The sequence below is a fragment of the Microcoleus sp. A2-C3 genome (assembly GCF_036706065.1).
Taxonomy (GTDB): Bacteria; Cyanobacteriota; Cyanobacteriia; order Cyanobacteriales; family Microcoleaceae; genus Microcoleus.
This window is the reverse complement of the sequence record NZ_JAUBVX010000033.1, coordinates 1-17,731: the sequence shown is the minus strand read 5'-3', so window position 1 is coordinate 17,731 and position 17,731 is coordinate 1. Positions and strand designations below refer to the sequence as shown.

The following is a 17,731-nucleotide window of genomic DNA, read 5'->3' as shown; positions in this document are numbered from 1 at the left end:
GATCGCAAAACTCAACTCCAAATCAGCACCACTAAAGCTATAATCATTTGCTATTCTAAATACTCAGATACGAGCGCATAGCGATTTGTGAGGAGACGGATGAACATACTTGGAATCTCGGCGTACTACCATGACAGCGCCGCAGCCTTAATTTGCGATGGAGAAATTATCGCCGCAGCGCAGGAAGAAAGATTTTCCCGCAAAAAGCACGACGCCAGATTTCCCAAGAATGCGATCGCCTATTGCCTAAAAGAAGCGAACATAGAATTACGGGAAGTCGATCGCATAGTCTTTTACGACAAACCATTAATCAAATTCGAGCGCCTTCTCGAAACCTACTTAGCCTACGCACCCAAAGGTTTTCGCTCTTTCCTAACCGCCATGCCCATATGGCTGAAAGAAAAGCTTTACCTCAAAACCATGCTCAAAAGAGATTTAGCAGAAATAGCAAACTGCAAAACCAATAAACTGCCACCTCTGCTATTTACCGAGCACCACCAATCCCACGCAGCCTCAGCATTTTTCCCCAGCCCATTCCAAAAAGCCGCCGTTTTGTGTCTCGACGGCGTAGGCGAGTGGGCCACAACCTCCGTTTGGCTGGGAGACGGCAACCAACTAACACCTCAGTGGGAAATCGATTTTCCCCACTCCCTAGGTTTGCTTTATTCAGCTTTCACCTACTACACAGGCTTCAAAGTCAACTCTGGTGAATACAAACTCATGGGTTTAGCGCCCTACGGCGAACCCAAGTATGTAGACAAAATTCTCACCCATTTGATGGATCTCAAAGATGACGGAACTTTCCGTTTAAACATGGATTATTTCAACTACACAGTTGGCTTAACCATGACAAATAAGAAGTTTGACGAACTGTTTGAAGGGCCGCCGCGTCAAGGTGAAGGACAACTGACTCAGCGGGAAATGGACATTGCAGCTTCCATTCAAGTTGTTACCGAAGAAGTTGTTTTGCGGCTTTGCAGAACAGTTAAAAAAGAATTGGATGTCGATTATCTTTGTCTCGCGGGCGGCGTTGCTCTCAACTGCGTTGCTAACGGCCGACTCTTGCGGGAAGGTATTTTCAAAGATATTTGGATTCAACCGGCCGCAGGAGATGCTGGCGGTGCTTTGGGCGCGGCTTTGGCGATTTGGTATCAGTATTGCGAACAAACTCGTACTGTGGGCGACGAGTTACCTGTCGCAAATAATCTCAAACAAGAGAGGAGTGAAGTCCTTACTACGAACGAGGAGAGGACTGAAGTCCTTACTACAAGCCAAGCTGTCGCAACAGTGGCGAAGTCGGTGGCTCATTTAACTTGTCACGACAAAATGCGCGGTTCCTATTTGGGGCCAAGGTTTACAGACGCAGAAATTCTCGAATATTTGGATGCTGTCAAAGCTAGCTATCACCGATTGGACGATGCCGAATTGATGCCGCAGTTGGCGGAAATTTTGGCACAGGGAAATGTCGTCGGATGGTTCCAAGGGCGGATGGAATTTGGGCCGCGGGCTCTGGGCGGGCGATCGATCATTGGCGATCCACGCAATGCTAAAATGCAGTCCGTGATGAACCTGAAAATCAAATATCGGGAATCATTTCGACCTTTTGCACCGTCAATTTTAGCCGAACGAGTTGCGGATTATTTCGAGATTGACCATTCTAGCCCTTATATGCTATTGGTAGCACCTGTCAAATCCAGTCTCCGCATCCCGATGACTCCCGAACAAGAACAGTTGTTTGGCATTGAAAAGCTCAACATTCCGCGATCGGAAATTCCGTCTGTTACCCACGTCGATTACTCGGCTCGCATCCAAACAGTTCACAAAGAAACCAATCCTCGGTACTATGACTTAATCAGTCACTTTGAAGAGCGATCGGGATGTTCGATTCTGGTAAATACTTCTTTCAACGTCCGAGGCGAACCCATTGTTTGCACTCCCGAAGATGCTTACCGCTGTTTCATGCGAACCGAAATGGATTATCTGGTTTTAGAGAATTTCTTAATTCCTAAATCAGAACAAATTCCTTGGAAACAAGATGATGCTTGGAAAAATGAATTTGAACTAGATTAGTCAGTTGGCAGTTGACAGTTGTCATTAGCTGAAATTCTTCCTTCTTCCCTCTTCCTTCTTCCCTCTTCCTTCTTCCTTCTTCCCTCTTCCTTCTTCCCTCTTCCTTCTTCCCTCTTCCTTCTTCCTTCACAATGAGCGACGAAATAAAAAAACTCGATCAAAAAGGCTTGCGCGATTTCGGGCTGCTAATTGGCGGCTTAATTGCACTGGTGTTCGGTTTAGCAGTACCTTTACTGCGGCGGCATTCTATACCTTGGTGGCCTTGGGCAATCGGCGCAGTCCTAGTTGTGCTAGCATTAGTTGCACCGAAATCGTTGAATCCCGTTTATCACGCATGGATGCGGTTTGGACTGACTCTCAATAAGATCGAAACGCCGATTATTTTGGGGATAGTTTTTTACCTGATAATTTGGCCGATGGGATTTATTAAAAGCCTGTTTGGTGAAGATGCGATGCGGCGCAAACTTAATCCTAAAATGGATACTTACCGCGTCGCAAGTAAAGCAAGAACAAAAGTTAGTATGGAGCGTCCTTTCTAAGTGTTTGAATCAACAATAGACTTTCTTAAAGATTTGTGGGCGTTTATGAAGGAACGCCAAAAATATTGGCTGCTACCGTTAATTGTGACTTTAGTCTTTTTGGGAGCTTTGATTGTATTAAGTCAGGGTTCTGTGATTGCTCCGTTTATTTACACGTTGTTTTGAAAGAATGAGCAAGTTGAAAAATTTGGGTGTCAATTTAGGTTTGACACTCGGCGGTTTGTTGATGGGAGTGATAATTGGTGAAGTTGGATTGCGAGTTGCTAGATTTGAGGGTTATCCAAAAATTCCTGATGTCGCAGACTCTGCACCCACAGGTTTCCACACTGCCGATCGCGATCTGGGTTGGAAGCTCAAACCCGGTGTGTCGGGCGAGTGGAACGGCGAAGGTAAGAGTTTTGTGCAGGTGAATAGTGAGGGTTTGCGCGATCGCGAACACACAAAAGCCAAACCTCCCAACACTCTCCGAATCGCAGTTTTAGGCGATTCTTTCACCGAAGCAATTCACGTACCAGTCGAACAAACTTTCTGGTCAAAATTGGAGCGAAAACTAGGCAACTGCGAGGCTGTTAAGGGACGCAAAAATGTTGAAGTCATCAATTTCGGCGTGCAGGGTTACGGTAATGCTCAAGAATTGATAATGCTGCAAAAAAAAGTATGGGATTACAATCCTGATATTGTAATTCTTGCCTTTTTTATTGGCAATGATGTAATTAACAATTCCCCCAAACTAGAATACGACCACTATCGACCATTTTTTGTGTATAATGCTAGCGGCAAGTTAGTACCGGATATGTCTTTTCGCAATTTAGCACCGATCGACCGCAACGCAAGAGCCGTTTCATTCGTAGATAGATTGCCCAGTTTTCTCGTCAACAATTCGCGCATTTTGCAGGTCATCAAAAAAATTGATTTAGACCAGAAAAAGTTGCAGTTATCTGCGGATTTTACCGCTTTGAGTACCAAAAACTTCATTCCACCTCAAGATGCAGCTTGGCAAGATGCCTGGAAGGTGACAGAAGGTTTGATTGTGGAGATTCGCAATGAAGTCGTGCAGAAAAATGCTGATTTCTTACTTGTGACGATCGGCACTCCGATGCAAGTCGATCGCGATCCGGCTAAGCGGCAAAAGTTTATGCAGGAGTACAACATTCAGGATTTATTTTATCCCGATCGGCGGCTGGAAAAATTGGGCGCGCGCGAGGGTTTTAGGGTACTGAATTTATCCGAACAGTTCCAAGGTTATACTGAAAAATTTCAAGTGTGCGCCCACGGTTTTGAGAATTCTGTACCCTGTGGGGGTCACTGGAACGAACTGGGACACCGGCTGGGCAGCATCCTGATCGATCGCAATTTGTGCGAAAACCTGAAGCAGTCTCAAGCCCCCAAAAAACAACCCTAATCATTCAAATTTCATGAAAGACTCAACCTCGTTCCAAAAAGGCAAAAATATATTAACTTTAATCGCTGTCAATTTGGCGATCGCCTTTATTTGCCTGGAAGCTTTATCGCTAGCTTTTTATTTTATCAATCAAAAGCAGTTTTTTTATACCAGAACCAAAGGTAAAGAAAAAGTAGTAGAAGACATTGAAAGGATCGGAATTAGACTAGATGAATCTATCGTAGAAAGACTGCACCCGTTTTTTGGCTACGTGCTCAAACAAGGTGCTTTTCCCAATGAAAAATTAAAATTAAAAGTCAACAAAGAAGGCTTTTATTCCCTCTACGAATATCCGTTTATTAAAAGTAATAAAAATCAATTGATCGTAGGAATTTTCGGCGGTTCTGTTGCTAACAACTTTGCCGTAGATGAATACATCACTCAAAGATTTTCTAAAAAGTTAAAGAGTTATCCAGAATTCGCCAACAAAGAAATTGTAATTTTAAATTTTTGTAACGGCGGCTACAAACAACCCCAACAATTATTGATTTTAAATTACTTTCTGGCCTTGGGTCAAGATTTAGATTTAGCCATCAATATTGACGGTTTTAACGAAGTAGCACTGTCAAATTTAAACAACAAAGCCGGATTAGAAATAGGAATGCCCAGCGTTCAGCACGTAAAGCCACTGACGAGTTTAGCCAATAACAACTTGTCGCCGGAAGCAATGAGTTCGATCGTGCAAATTAGCGAAACTAAAAAACAGTTGAAAGCAGGTATTGACAAATTGCAAACTTGTCAGCTTGCTTTGTGTCACGCTATCACCTCGCTAGAGGTGAAACAATTAATCAACAATTACCAGCAAGCCATTGTCAAGTATGACCGGCAAGTCAAACAATCCAACCCAGACACGGCAAATAGCGATATAGTATACCTTCCCAAAGCTGACTCTGTTTTGCCGGATCGCGCTGCTTTTGATGAAATAGCATCGATGTGGTACGAATCGTCGATCGCGATGAATCAAATTTTATCAAGTAGAAAAATTAAGTATTTTCACTTTATCCAGCCCAACCAATATTATCAAACTAAACGAACCTTTACCGCCAAGGAGAATGAAATCGCGATCGACAAGAATAGTCCTTACATTGAAGGGGTGAAAAAAGGTTATCCCGTACTGTTGTCAAAAGTCAATGATTTGCAAAAAGCTGGGGTTAATGTTTTTAACGGCGTGAATATTTTGGACAATACAAAAGAGACGGTTTACAAAGATGGCTGCTGCCACTACAATTCAGTGGGACAGGAAGTATTGAACGATTATGTTTCCAGTTCGGTGATTAAAGTAGTAAGAAAGTCTAAATAAATATTTATGAAAGATTTTAAGTTGATTAACAAAAGCCAAGAAATCCTCAAAATTACTTTAATCAACTTGGCGCTTTTATTTATTTTCCTAGAACTAGGTTCCTTGGGATGGTATTTTGTCAAGCACAAGCAATTTTTCTATACTAGAGAAAAAGCGCAAGATAAGTCGGCTTTAGGAATCAATTTAGAAGGAGTGCGGCTGAATCAGTCTATTGTCGAAAGATTTCATCCTTTCTTTGGGTTTGTTCAAAAACCAGGCCCTGATTTTCGACCAGGTTTTAAGGTTAACAACTACGGATTTATCTCTCCTTACGATTACCCTTTTAAAAAAACAAAAAAAAAACAATTTGTGATCGGAATTTTTGGCGGTTCCGTGGCTTCCGATTATTCAATTTTTCAAATTAAAAATAAGATTTTACCTCAATACCTCAAACAGGTTCCCGGCTTACAAGATAAAGAGTTTATAATTTTGTCTTTTGCTACCGGCGGCTACAAACAGCCGCAACAGTTATTAATTTTAAACTATTTTTTGGCATTAGGTCAAGAGTTAGATCTGGTCGTCAATATAGATGGCTTTAATGAAGTAGCACTTTCTAATATAAACAATAAAAATAAAATTGATCTGGCGATGCCAAGCAATCAGCACATTCTGCCGCTGATTAGCTTGGCAAATAATAGCCTTTCTACTAAGGCTATGCAAGTAACTCTCAGAATTAAAGAAAATAAAACTAGGATTAATGAGGGTTTGGAAAGTTTGCAACACTGCTCTTTAGCTGCGTGTGATGCTTTGACTTCTGTTTACGTTCAAAATTTAGTCAATAGTTATCGGAGAGATGTGATCGCATTTGAAAAAGAACGTGGCAAACAAGAAGATGACGAGGGCAGCGTGATTTATATTAATAAAAATAAGTCGGTTTTAGAGGATTCAGCAGCTTTTGAACAAATGGCGTGGAATTGGGCGAAAAGTTCAATTTTTATGCACAAAGTGCTGTCTGCGAGTAATGTTCCTTATTTTCACGTCCTTCAGCCGAATCAATATTATCAGACGAAAAGGGTGTTTGGCGAGGAAGAAAAACGGATTGCTTTTAACAATGATACTCCTTATGCTGAATCTGTGAAAATTGGCTATCCGGCTCTTTTGAGTAAGTTGCCTAATTTACAAAAAAATCAGATCAATATTTTGAATGGGGTTAAGGCGTTCGACAAAACAAAAGATATTGTTTATATGGATAGCTGCTGTCATTACAATCAAGCTGGGGATGTGGTTTTTAGCAATTATGTGGGCAGTTCTATTCTGGAAGCTTTGCGGAAGGATCGGGCTAGGAGTAATAAAAAATAGGGGAGCATCTCATTTTTGTAAGAAGTCATTAGTCATTAGTCATTTTCTTGAGTATTCGTAGGGTGCGTCGCCATGAAAAATCCTCAAAGTCGATCGACAATCTCATAGGGACGCACCTGATACTATTTATAAAAGAGCTTGCTTAAGACAAAAATTTTGGGCGGAGTGAAACGGAGGGTTGTGTCCTGGGCCGTTGAAAAGAACAGGTGCGTCGCTCTTTCTTGAGGATTGTCGATGGCGACGCACCCTACGGCTACTGTTCCACCAGAATCAATTTTATTGGGGGCGATTTTTAAGTTTTTGGTGCGGTTTTAGCTCGATCGCCCGTGGAGTCGATCGGCATTACCAATATCTTATCAACGCGGTTGCCGTCCATATCCACGACTTCGACTCGCAAACCGTTCCACTCAAAATGCTCGGCTGCTGTCGGAATCTTGCCCAAATGTGTAATCACAAAACCGCCCATTGTGTGGTAACTTCCCCTATTTTCTGACGATCTTTCATCAATTCCAAACAGTTCAAAGAAATCATCGACAGGCAACATTCCGTCTAACAACCAAGAACCGTCTTCGCGCTGCACGGCTTGCGGTTCGTCGGCATCTTCAATGGAGGGAAAGTCGCCAACTAATTCGACTAAAATGTCGTTGACTGTCACCAATCCTTGAATGACTCCGTATTCGTCAACCACTAAGGCAATTTGATTGCTAGATTGCTTAAAAAGCTCTAATACTTTTAAACCGCGCGTGCTTTCCGGCAAAAATAAGGGCCTGCGCAAAGAAGCGCTTAAATCGAACGGTTGACCTGTTAAATTCCTCGACAGCATATCTGTAACGTGGACTAAACCGATAACATTGTCGAGCCCGCCCTGACAAACGGGAAACCGGGAATGACCGCTGCCAAGCATTTTTTGGCGGTTTTCTTCTACTGAGTCGTCGAGGTCGAGCCAGGTAAGATCGGGTCGCGGGGTCATTAAGGCGCTGACTCGCCGATCGCCCAAACGAAACACTCTTTCTACCATGTCTTGTTCGGCTTCTTCAAAGGTGCCGGCCTCGGTTCCTTGCTCGATTAAAACTTTAATTTCTTCCTCTGTAACTTGAGGTTCTGTTGAAGGCACAATCCCCATAATTCGCAAGATTAAGTCAGTAGAATAACTTAAAACATACACTGCTGGAGCGCCAATGTTTGAGAGCATTCGCATGGGAATAGCGACACGAGAGGCGATCGGCTCAGGATTGTTGAGGGCCAGCCGCTTTGGCACAAGTTCGCCGATAATGATGGTGAGATAAGTTATGGTTAAAATTGCGATGACTGAGGCGATCGCCTGAGAGTAGGGTTGCAAAGCCGGAATCAAGCGCAAAGCAGGCTCTACTCTTTTAGAAATCGTCGTTTCTCCGAAAGCGCCCGACAGGATAGCCAGCAGCGTAATCCCGATTTGAACTGTCGGTAAGAACTGATTCGGGGCATTAGCCAGATCCAAAGCTACACGGGCATTGATCGAACCTTGGTTTGCCATCTGTTGCAGTCTCACCTTCCGTACTGAGATGATGGCCATCTCTGACATCACAAACACGCCATTGAGGAAAACCAGCAGGAGAACAATCAGAAGGTCGGTACTTGGGGACATTTCTCAAATTATCGGTGGTAAAGGCGAAGCGCGTTGCCCGGTTAGTCGATTTTAGATTTTAGATTTAGATTTTAGATTGAATTGGCACCCATAATCTGGGGGATATGTCAATCTCGATCGCCAAATCGAAATTGTCGATCGACCTCTCACTAGATTAACGGAACGGGCTCGTTTCGATCGCAAGTTCGAGATATTTAAAGAAAGCCTCTAGCAGAAATCTACCCGTAGTTGAGTGGCACTGCCAACAGCCGATCGCTACAATCATAGATGTTTGTCGTACAATCAGACTTAGTAGGCAGCCGGGAAAGAGCCTTATTCCGCCGATCGGGGATAAAAATTAATAGCGCATGACTTTCTCTTCGATAATTCGCATCCTGGGGCGATCGCCCCTAGCAACAGAACTGCTCAACAAGCTCCAACGGCACCATTGCCTGCAACTCAACGGCATCGCCCGTTTGCCCAAAGGTTTAGTAGCTTCCGCCCTCGCACAACAAGAGGGGCGCAATTTATTGGCGGTGACAGCAACTCTGGAAGAAGCAGGCCGCTGGGTAGCTCAACTAGAAGCGATGGGCTGGCAAACCGTACATTTTTACCCAACTTCGGAGGCTTCGCCCTACGAGCTATCTTACTCCGACGAGAACGAAATGACGTGGGGGCAAATGCAGGTGCTAGCGGATTTGGTGGACAAGCAAGAAAAAAGCGCCACTGCATCTAAGCCGATCGCCATTGTAGCTACCGAAAGAGCTCTCCAGCCTCACTTACCGCCGCCGGATGCTTTTGAACCCTACTGTCTGACGCTGAACCGAGGCGCAGTACAAGACTCCAAGATACTTGACCGCCAACTTGCCTCGATGGGGTACGATCGGGTGACTTTGGTAGAAACCGAAGGCCAATGGAGTCGCCGGGGCGATATTGTCGATGTGTTTCCGGTGGCGGCGGAGTTGCCGGTGCGCCTGGAATGGTTCGGGGATAATTTGGATCAACTGCGCGAGTTCGATCCCTCGAACCAACGATCGCTCGATAAGGTCGATCGATTAGTATTAACTCCTACTAGCTTTAACCCAATTATTAAAGCGGTTTTAGCTGAACAAAATATTGACAAAACCAACAAAATAGACTTTGTTGACACAGAAAATGAAGCCGAAAAATATGTCCGCAGGCTGTTAGGTTTGGCTTTCGAGAAACCAGCTTGTTTGTTGGATTATTTGCCAAAAAATACTTTAGTTCTGGTTGACGAACCGCCTGGGTGCGAAGCTCATAGCGATCGCTGGTTTGAGAATGCACAGGAACAATGGGAAAGTTGCAATCGGGAATCGCAAATTGCGGATGGGGAAACTGAAAAATTGCCGATTGCTAATTTGCAGATTCCGAAAATTCACCGCAGTTTTGCACAATCGATGGCAGATGTCGCAGCTTTCGATCGGCTGGAACTTTCAGAATTGGCAGAAGATTCTAATTCTACTCAAAAATCTCAAACGCCTGCGATTAATTTGTCCAGCAGGCCAGTGCCGGTGATGCCTCACCAATTCGCAAAACTGTCTCAAGCGCTTAGGGAAGAGCGCGATCGAGGTTTTACGGTGTTTCTGGTTTCGGCTCAACCGAGTCGATCGGTATCTCTGCTGTCGGAACATGACTGTCCGGCTCAGTTTGTGGTGAATCCGAGGGATTTTTTGGCGATCGACAAATTGCAATTACAGCATATCCCTGTAGCTTTGAAGTACAGCGGGCTGGCAGAATTGGAAGGTTTTATCCTGCCGACTTTTCGGATTGTGTTAATTACCGATCGGGAATTCTACGGCCAGCATTCTCTCGCTACCTTTAGCTATGTCCGCAAACGCCGCCGCGCTGCTTCCAAAAAAGTTGACCCGCACAAGCTGACTCCAGGCGATTATGTGGTACACCGCCAGCACGGAGTTGGCAAGTTTCTCAAGTTGGAACGCTTGACGATCGATCGGGAAACTCGCGAATATTTGGTACTGCAATACGCTGACGGCACTCTGAGAGTCGCGGCAGATCAATTGGGTGCTTTGTCGAGATTTCGGACTGTCGGCGATAAAGTGCCGGATCTCAACAAGCTGACTGGTCAAAGTTGGGAAAAAACTAAAGCAAAAGTTCGCAAAGCTGTTAAGAAAGTAGCGGTAGATTTGCTGAATCTTTACGCTAAAAGAGCTAAACAACAGGGTTATGCTTTTCCTCCTGATATGCCTTGGCAGCAAGAGTTAGAGGATTCTTTTCCGTATCAACCAACGCCGGATCAGTTGAAGGCTACTCTTGATGTTAAACGTGACATGGAGGGCGATCGACCAATGGATCGCTTAGTCTGCGGAGATGTCGGTTTTGGCAAGACAGAAGTTGCTCTGAGAGCTATTTTTAAGGCAATTACAGCGGGCAAGCAGGTGGCTTTGCTCGCACCGACGACAATTTTGACCCAACAGCACTATCACACGCTCAAGGAGCGTTTTTCGCCTTATCCGATCGAAGTTGGTTTACTCAATCGCTTTCGCACAGAAACCGAGCGCCGGGAGATTCACAAGCGCTTGGCAACTGGGGAATTAGACGTGATTGTTGGTACTCAATCTGTTTTGAGCAAAGCGATTAAATTTCGGGATTTGGGCTTGTTGGTGGTGGACGAAGAACAACGGTTTGGGGTTAAGCAAAAGGAAGCGATTAAATCTCTGAAAACCGAAGTAGATGTTTTGACTCTCACCGCGACTCCGATTCCCCGCACTTTGTATATGTCGCTGTCGGGGATTCGGGAGATGAGTTTGATTGCGACTCCGCCACCCAGCCGCCGCCCAATTCAGACGCATTTATCCCCCTACAATTTGGAGGTGGTGCGGACTGCAATTCGTCAAGAATTGGACAGGGGCGGTCAGGTTTTTTATGTGGTGCCTCGGATTGAGGGGATTGATGAGTTGGCGGATACGTTGCAGCTAATGGTTCCGGGGGCGAGAATTGCGATCGCCCACGGGCAAATGGAGGCTGCGGAACTAGAATCGATCATGCTGACTTTCAGCGCGGCGGAGTTTGATATTTTGGTGTGCACTACGATTATTGAGTCGGGTTTGGATATTCCGCGTGTCAATACTATTTTGATTGAAGATGCCCAAAAGTTCGGTTTGGGCCAACTCTACCAGTTGCGGGGACGGGTGGGACGCGCGGGGATTCAAGCTCACGCTTGGCTGTTTTATCCGAAGCAGAATAAGCTTTCTGATGCTGCAAGGCAGAGGTTGCGCGCTATTCAGGAGTTCGCGCAGTTGGGTTCCGGCTATCAGTTGGCTGTCCGAGATATGGAAATTCGGGGATCGGGTGATGTTTTGGGCACGGAACAGTCTGGTCAAATGGAGGCGATCGGTTTTGATTTGTATGCTGAAATGTTAGAGGAGGCTATTCGTGAAATTAAGGGTCAGGAAATTCCGAAGGTTGAGGATGCACAAATTGACCTCAGTTTGACGGCGTTTATTCCTGCTGATTATATCGGGGATTTGGATCAAAAGATGAGCGCTTATCGATCGGTGGCTTCTGCTAATACCTCGGAAGAGTTGCAGCAGATTCGGGCCGATTGGTGCGATCGTTACGGCCCCATTCCTCTGCCAGCCCAGCAACTTATCCGTGTTGTGGAACTCAAACAAATCGCTAAGCAAATTGGTTTTTCTCGGATTAAACCGGAAAATAAGCAGCACATTGTTTTGGAAACGCCGATGGAGGAACCTGCTTGGAACCTGCTTAAGGCTAATTTGCCGGAACATTTGCAGTCTCGTTTTGTCTACAGCAAGGGGAAGGTTACTATTCGAGGTATGGCGGTTTTGAGCGCCGAAAAGCAGTTGGATAATTTGATAGATTGGTTGGGTAAAATGCAGGGCGCTTTGCCGGAAGCTAATCTTTGATTTTCCTCTAAAATCCCGGAATATCAAATCGTGAAAAAGTTAGTCAGTGTTTTTTTGGCGATCGCGCTAGTGCAAGGAGTGCCAATGGCGGTTCAAGCTCAACCAATAATTGACCCGATCGACCGGGTTGTGAATGCAGGATTGATGAATAAAGATGCCAGTGGCAATTTTAATGCTGAGGGCTTTGTCAGCCGTGCCGAGTTGGCGGCAATTTTGGTAAAAACTTTTGGTTTGGAACGGCGGAAAACTGCTCAGAAACCCGATCGGGAATTGCCGGACGTACCTAAGACTTACTGGGCGTATAGTGCGATTCAAACTGCTTTGAAAACGGGAACGATGAGTGGATATCGCGATGGAATGTTTTTCCCAAATCAAAGGGTGACTCGCGCTGAGGCTTTGGCGATTTTTGCTCAAGCTTACGGCGTTTTTCAGTTTCCAGATGCCAGCATTTCCGAGATTTTAGCTAATTATCCAGATGCAGGGGAAATCCCTAGTTGGGCTAGAAAGTCTATGGCTACTGCACTCTATGAAGGGTTTGTGAATATTGAACTCGGAACTAATAAGATTAATCCTTTGAAGCCGATGACTCGCGGGGATATTGCTTACGCTTTGAGCAAGTATTTGGAGCGGCAGATAAGGCCCACTTCTTCGCCAGTCCCGGATCAGCTTCCTCCTAATCGCGGCATGGGAAGGTAATATGGCAGTTGACAGTTGACAGTTGACAGTTGACAATTGACCGCTCGACGGGAATCAAATTGTTGATGCGTGACCGGCTAGCGGGTTCTATTCATCAGGTTATTGGTCATTGAGAATATCAGAAGGCCGGGCGGTTGAAACCGCGTCTATACAGACAAAACCCGCTTGTATAGCTGGTTGAAGAGCGGCGTTGAAAATTGCGTGTCCCTCTGAGCTCGGACTTCCTTTGTGTAGATGCGGTTTCAACCGCTGCATCTATGCAAAATCCCGGAGCTTTGGTGACTGTAAAAGCAGCCATCAAACCCCCAGGATTTAATGTTTTCCTCTATTAACGAGGCTCAAATTGTCGATCGGTATTTACTTAATCAGCAGTAGCCAATTCGGTACTACCAGCGCCGCGCTTCCGCGTCAGGGTATTGAACAACATCTGACCGACAGCTTTAATCAAATTGCCTTCTAACTCCATAAACATCTTCATGTTCATGCCAAAAGCTGCATTAGCTTCATCAACAATTCGTTCTGCTGTGGCTTCGTCGATCGGCAATTCATTCATTGCTCCACGGTAGTTAGTCTTAAATTCTTTTTCATCAGGAATATCGGCGAATTCATAGAAAGCAGTACCTTCTCCCTCGGTCAAATTCATTCCGCGCTGAGCAATTCCTTTCAGGATTTGTCCGCCGGATAAATCACCGAGATAGCGAGTGTAAGAATGAGCAACTAATAGTTCTGGTTCGGTAGCCGAGATTTCGTGAATCCGTTTGATGTAAGCTTTGGCTGAGGCTGACGGAGCTACTTGTTCGCGCCAATTGGCACCGTAGTAGTAAAACAAATCTTGCTCTAAGCTTTGTTTGCGATTCAACTCAGAAAAGTAAATTTTTGAAACAACCGGATGCTGTTTTTGGCGTTCCATTTCCTCTTCGATTGCCGAGTAGACAAAGTAGAGGTTTCCGACTAACTTCCGGTAAGAAGTTTTTTCTACAACGCCTTTTAAAAAACACTTGACAAAACCAACGTTTTCTGCCATCGAGTGAGACTTTTTGGTTCCCTCACGCAATTTGGTCGCTAAATTGATGCTCATAGTATATTGTCCAACCTTCTATTTTTGTGGTAGCTGATGGATGCGCCAAAAATCTAAAAATTACCTAAGCATTTACCTTAGATCGATTTGATGAGAGATTGTATTAATTTTTATAACAAAACTTGCAGTAGTCCGTAGTCATCAGTCACCAGTCATCAGTCACCAGTCATCAGTCACCAGTCATCAGTCACTAACTAATGACTAATGACTAATGACTAATGACTCATCCTCGCCAACTGTCAACTATCAACTAACTTAGATATCCAAGTCGAGCATATTGAGTTTGGGGCCGTAGGTTTCGATGAATTCGCGGCGGGGGGCGACTCGATCGCCCATTAAGATCGTAAAGATGCGATCGGCTTCAGCAGCATCCTCAATCTCCACCCGTTTCAGCGTCCGAGTTGCTGGGTTCATCGTCGTATCCCACAACTGCGTCGGCATCATTTCGCCCAAACCTTTGAACCGCTGGATGGTGTAGTTAGCATTCGCCGGAAATTCATTGCGAATCAAACTGTTTCTTTCGCGTTCACTGTAACAGTAGTAATGATTGCGCCCCCGTTCTACTTTATACAGAGGAGGACAAGCAATATAGATGTAACCTTGTTCTACAAGTGCGCGCTGATAGCGATAGAAGAAAGTCAGCAACAGCGTGCGGATGTGGGCTCCATCTACGTCCGCGTCAGTCATGATCACTATGTGGTGATACCGCAATTGCGACGGATCAAATTCTTCGCCTTTAATACCTAAACCCAGCGCTGTAATTAACGATTGAATTTCGTTATTTTTGTAGATTTTGGCGTCGTCGGTTTTCTCAATGTTGAGAATTTTACCGCGCAAAGGCAAGATTGCTTGGAATTGGCGATCGCGTCCTTGTTTGGCAGATCCGCCCGCAGAATCCCCTTCAACCAGGTATATCTCAGACAGGGCGGGGTCTCTGGAGCTACAGTCCGCTAATTTCCCAGGCAAAGGAGACGATTCTAAAACAGATTTCCGGCGCACTAAATCGCGGGCACGACGGGCGGCTTCAGCGGCTTTAAATGCCTGAATTGCCTTTTCCAAAATAGCATCAGCTACCTGGGGGCGAAACTCCAAATATTCGGTCAATACTTCGCCTACCAAGGAATCGACAATTCCTCGGACTTCTGTATTACCCAGTTTAGTTTTAGTTTGACCTTCAAATTCTGGGTCTGGGACTTTGACAGAAATCACTGCTGTCAAACCTTCCCGGACGTTTTCGCCGGCGAGGTTTGGTTCGTGTTCTTTGATTTTGTTGCGCTTGCGGGCGATCGAATTCATCGTCCGCGTCAAAACGGCTTTCAAACCTTCTAAGTGCGTACCGCCGTCGATCGTCCGAATGTTGTTCGCAAAACCCAAAACGTTGTCGCTAAAAGCATCGACGCACCACTGCAAAGCCACTTCTATATGCACGTTGTTGCGTTCTCCTTGCACGTAGATCACTTCTTCGTGCAGAGGCTGCTTTTCGCGGTTCATGTAGGCGATATATTCCTTGATTCCGCCCTCGTAACAGTATGTTTCGATGCGAGGTTCGCCACTTTTTAGCAGTTCCAAACGGTGGTCGCTAAACGTAATTCTCACGCCCGCATTCAAGTAACCCAATTCTCGCAAGCGCCCCGCGAGTATAGTGTAATCAAATTCAATGCCAGTGCTAAATATTTGAGTATCTGGCAAGAAAGAAACTGAAGTGCCGGTGCGAGTGCCTTTGTTAGGCTTGGCATTAAGTTCAGTAACTGGATTGCCTCTTTCGTAGCGCTGTAAATGTTCTTTTTGGTCGCGCCAAACTGTCACTTCTACCCACTCGGACAGCGCGTTAACAACAGAAATACCTACACCGTGCAATCCTCCAGAAACCTTGTAGCCACCACCGCCAAATTTACCGCCGGCGTGGAGTACAGTCATTACTGTTTCTATTCCCGATTTGCCAGTCTTGGCAACGATGCCGGTCGGAATACCCCGGCCGTCGTCTGTCACGGTAACGGAACCGTCGGCGTTGATGTCAACCTCGATGTGAGTGCAGTGGCCAGCCAGCGCCTCATCGATGGAATTGTCCACAACCTCGTAAACTAGATGGTGGAGTCCTCGCGGGCCGGTGGTACCGATGTACATCCCCGGTCGTTTGCGGACTGCTTCGAGACCTTCGAGAACTTGAATCTGATCGGCGCTGTAGCTGCTGGTCATACAAAAATAGCTCCAATAATGAGGCCTAAAGCCCCAAAAGCTTCTAAAATGGAAAAACTCCTAAAATTATAGCACAAAACCGTTAAAGGCGATGCTAGGGCTTTCTAAATGCAAATTTATTAGGGGGACGGAGGCGAATAGTTGTGAGATTGCTTCGCGACTTTCCTGGTGTAGCGCGGTGAATGAGTGGATGGAGTGAGGGGAAAGTGGAGAGGATGAGAGTCTAGGAGAGGATTTGACGGTTTTTATCGCGAAATGAAATATGCTTTTAAAATCTGCGACAGCTTATGTTTAGTTTAATTACAATTTGTGGGGCGACGGCGACGGGGAAGTCGGGAGTGGCTTTGGCTTTGGCTTCGCGACTGAAATCTTCGATCCTGAGTGCAGATTCCCGTCAAGTGTACCGCGAATTTGACATCGGAACGGCAAAACCGACGGCGGTCGATCGCGCTTCTGTACCGCATCACTTGATTGACATCTGCGATCCGACAGAAACTCTAACACTCGCAGAATACCAACAGCAAGCTCAAAAAATAATTGCTGATGTCGATTTTCCCGTTTCTCCCCCGCTGTTGTTGGTGGGAGGGACTGGTTTGTATCTCAAATCGATTGTCAAGGGTTTGAAAATTCCGATGGTGGCACCGATGCCCGAATTGCGATCGCAACTTGCGGATCTCGGACAATCTCAATGTTACGCGATGTTGCAGCAGGTCGATCGATCCGCCGCCGAGAAAATTCACCTCAACGATTCCTTCAGAACCTTACGAGCACTGGAAGTATTTTATGTCACTGGTCGCTCTATTTCCGAACAGCAGGGCGAAAATCCTCCCGATTATCCTATTCTACAGATTGGGTTGGATTGTGAGATTGATGTTTTGGGCGATCGGATAAAACAGCGCACCGAACAAATGCTAGAACGCGGTTGGTTAGCTGAAGTCGAATATTTGTGTAAAAAATACGGCTGCGACTTACCACTGCTAAATACCCTGGGATATCAGGAAATGAAACAATATTTAGCTGGTGACATTACGCTTGAGGAAGCTAAGAATTTGACTGTTTTGCACACGCGGCAATTTGCGAAGAGACAGCGGACTTGGTTTCGAGCGTATCCTGAAATTGAATGGTTTGATGTTAGCACGCCGGATTTGTGCGATCGGGTTTGGCTAAGAGTTGCAGAGTTTTGCGAACAATAAGAATTTTTTGACCGCAGAGGGCGCAGAGGACGCAGAGAAGGAGAAAAGAGAGATGTAAGTGTTATTTTTGACTTAGTAAAATTTCTCTAATTCTTTGTCGAAAAAAACGCACAGCCGCACGCTGTCCGATGGTTCTGCTTTGTTCGATGAAACCGGGAATTTCTGCAACGGGTAAAAAGGGGAAAGCTAAACTGCGATCGCACATTTCATATTTCCCATCTACCAATTGATAAACTTGCAGAGATTCCCGCCGATACCTCCAGATTTCGGGAACACCAAGAGCAGCATAAATTAGACCTCCTGCGAAAATATCAAATGCTCGCCTGTTGTAATGATAAATACAGGTCATAATTGTAAATTCCTGCAATT

Annotated in this window: 13 protein-coding genes and 1 pseudogene; 9 read left to right on the top strand and 5 right to left on the bottom strand. The window is 45.3% G+C overall.

The features are described 5' to 3' along the window. Nucleotides 1-99: 99 nt before the first annotated feature. Nucleotides 100-2,070, top strand: coding sequence for a carbamoyltransferase family protein (locus QUB66_RS18520; protein ID WP_332969131.1), 1,971 nt, complete (start codon nt 100-102; stop codon nt 2,068-2,070). On the opposite strand, the gene QUB66_RS18515 is transcribed toward QUB66_RS18520, so the two are convergent. Beyond that, nucleotides 2,067-2,231: a hypothetical protein gene (locus tag QUB66_RS18515; protein WP_332969130.1), complete on the bottom strand. Its 165-nt coding sequence runs from the start codon at nt 2,229-2,231 to the stop codon at nt 2,067-2,069. The genes QUB66_RS18520 and QUB66_RS18515 overlap by 4 nt on opposite strands. Between QUB66_RS18515 and QUB66_RS18510 the strand changes: the two genes are divergently transcribed. Genes QUB66_RS18510 through QUB66_RS18490 form a run of 5 tightly spaced genes read left to right on the top strand, consistent with a single transcriptional unit; the run spans nt 2,202 to nt 6,688 of the window. Continuing rightward, nucleotides 2,202-2,609, top strand: a complete 408-nt coding sequence (locus QUB66_RS18510) for an SxtJ family membrane protein (RefSeq protein ID WP_332969129.1) — start codon at nt 2,202-2,204, stop codon at nt 2,607-2,609. The two genes, QUB66_RS18515 and QUB66_RS18510, sit on opposite strands and share 30 nt — an antisense overlap. Beyond that, entirely contained in the window at nt 2,610-2,774 is a 165-nt protein-coding gene (locus QUB66_RS18505) for a DUF5989 family protein (RefSeq protein WP_265234095.1), read from the top strand. Between the two features lie 4 nt (nt 2,775-2,778). Beyond that, nucleotides 2,779-4,011, top strand: coding sequence for an SGNH/GDSL hydrolase family protein (locus QUB66_RS18500; RefSeq protein ID WP_265234096.1), 1,233 nt, complete (start codon nt 2,779-2,781; stop codon nt 4,009-4,011). A gap of 13 nt (nt 4,012-4,024) precedes the next feature. Next, the gene (locus QUB66_RS18495) at nt 4,025-5,350 is read left to right on the top strand and encodes a hypothetical protein (protein ID WP_332969127.1); all 1,326 of its coding nucleotides are present in this window, start codon (nt 4,025-4,027) and stop codon (nt 5,348-5,350) included. A 6-nt stretch (nt 5,351-5,356) separates the two neighbouring features. Beyond that, the gene (locus QUB66_RS18490; RefSeq protein WP_265234098.1) at nt 5,357-6,688 is read left to right on the top strand and encodes a hypothetical protein; all 1,332 of its coding nucleotides are present in this window, start codon (nt 5,357-5,359) and stop codon (nt 6,686-6,688) included. A gap of 292 nt (nt 6,689-6,980) precedes the next feature. On the opposite strand, the gene QUB66_RS18485 is transcribed toward QUB66_RS18490, so the two are convergent. Next, nucleotides 6,981-8,312, bottom strand: a complete 1,332-nt coding sequence (locus QUB66_RS18485; RefSeq protein ID WP_265234099.1) for a hemolysin family protein — start codon at nt 8,310-8,312, stop codon at nt 6,981-6,983. Nucleotides 8,313-8,659: 347 nt separating this feature from the next. Here QUB66_RS18485 and mfd point away from each other — a divergent pair, with 347 nt between their 5' ends. Then, nucleotides 8,660-12,199, top strand: a complete 3,540-nt coding sequence (gene mfd / locus QUB66_RS18480; protein WP_332969124.1) for a transcription-repair coupling factor — start codon at nt 8,660-8,662, stop codon at nt 12,197-12,199. 30 nt (nt 12,200-12,229) lie between these two features. Further along, the gene (locus QUB66_RS18475) at nt 12,230-12,895 is read left to right on the top strand and encodes an S-layer homology domain-containing protein (protein ID WP_332969122.1); all 666 of its coding nucleotides are present in this window, start codon (nt 12,230-12,232) and stop codon (nt 12,893-12,895) included. 361 nt (nt 12,896-13,256) lie between these two features. On the opposite strand, the gene QUB66_RS18470 is transcribed toward QUB66_RS18475, so the two are convergent. Both QUB66_RS18470 and gyrB read right to left on the bottom strand, forming a co-directional pair. Further along, nucleotides 13,257-13,973, bottom strand: coding sequence for a biliverdin-producing heme oxygenase (locus QUB66_RS18470; protein WP_265234102.1), 717 nt, complete (start codon nt 13,971-13,973; stop codon nt 13,257-13,259). 255 nt (nt 13,974-14,228) lie between these two features. Beyond that, nucleotides 14,229-16,169, bottom strand: a complete 1,941-nt coding sequence (gene gyrB, locus QUB66_RS18465; protein ID WP_265234103.1) for a DNA topoisomerase (ATP-hydrolyzing) subunit B — start codon at nt 16,167-16,169, stop codon at nt 14,229-14,231. 287 nt (nt 16,170-16,456) lie between these two features. Here gyrB and miaA point away from each other — a divergent pair, with 287 nt between their 5' ends. Beyond that, nucleotides 16,457-17,362: a tRNA (adenosine(37)-N6)-dimethylallyltransferase MiaA gene (gene miaA, locus QUB66_RS18460; protein WP_332969121.1), complete on the top strand. Its 906-nt coding sequence runs from the start codon at nt 16,457-16,459 to the stop codon at nt 17,360-17,362. Nucleotides 17,363-17,423: 61 nt separating this feature from the next. Here the strand turns inward: miaA and QUB66_RS18455 are convergent. Continuing rightward, a pseudogene (locus QUB66_RS18455) lies at nt 17,424-17,731 on the bottom strand (hypothetical protein); the annotation flags it as partial.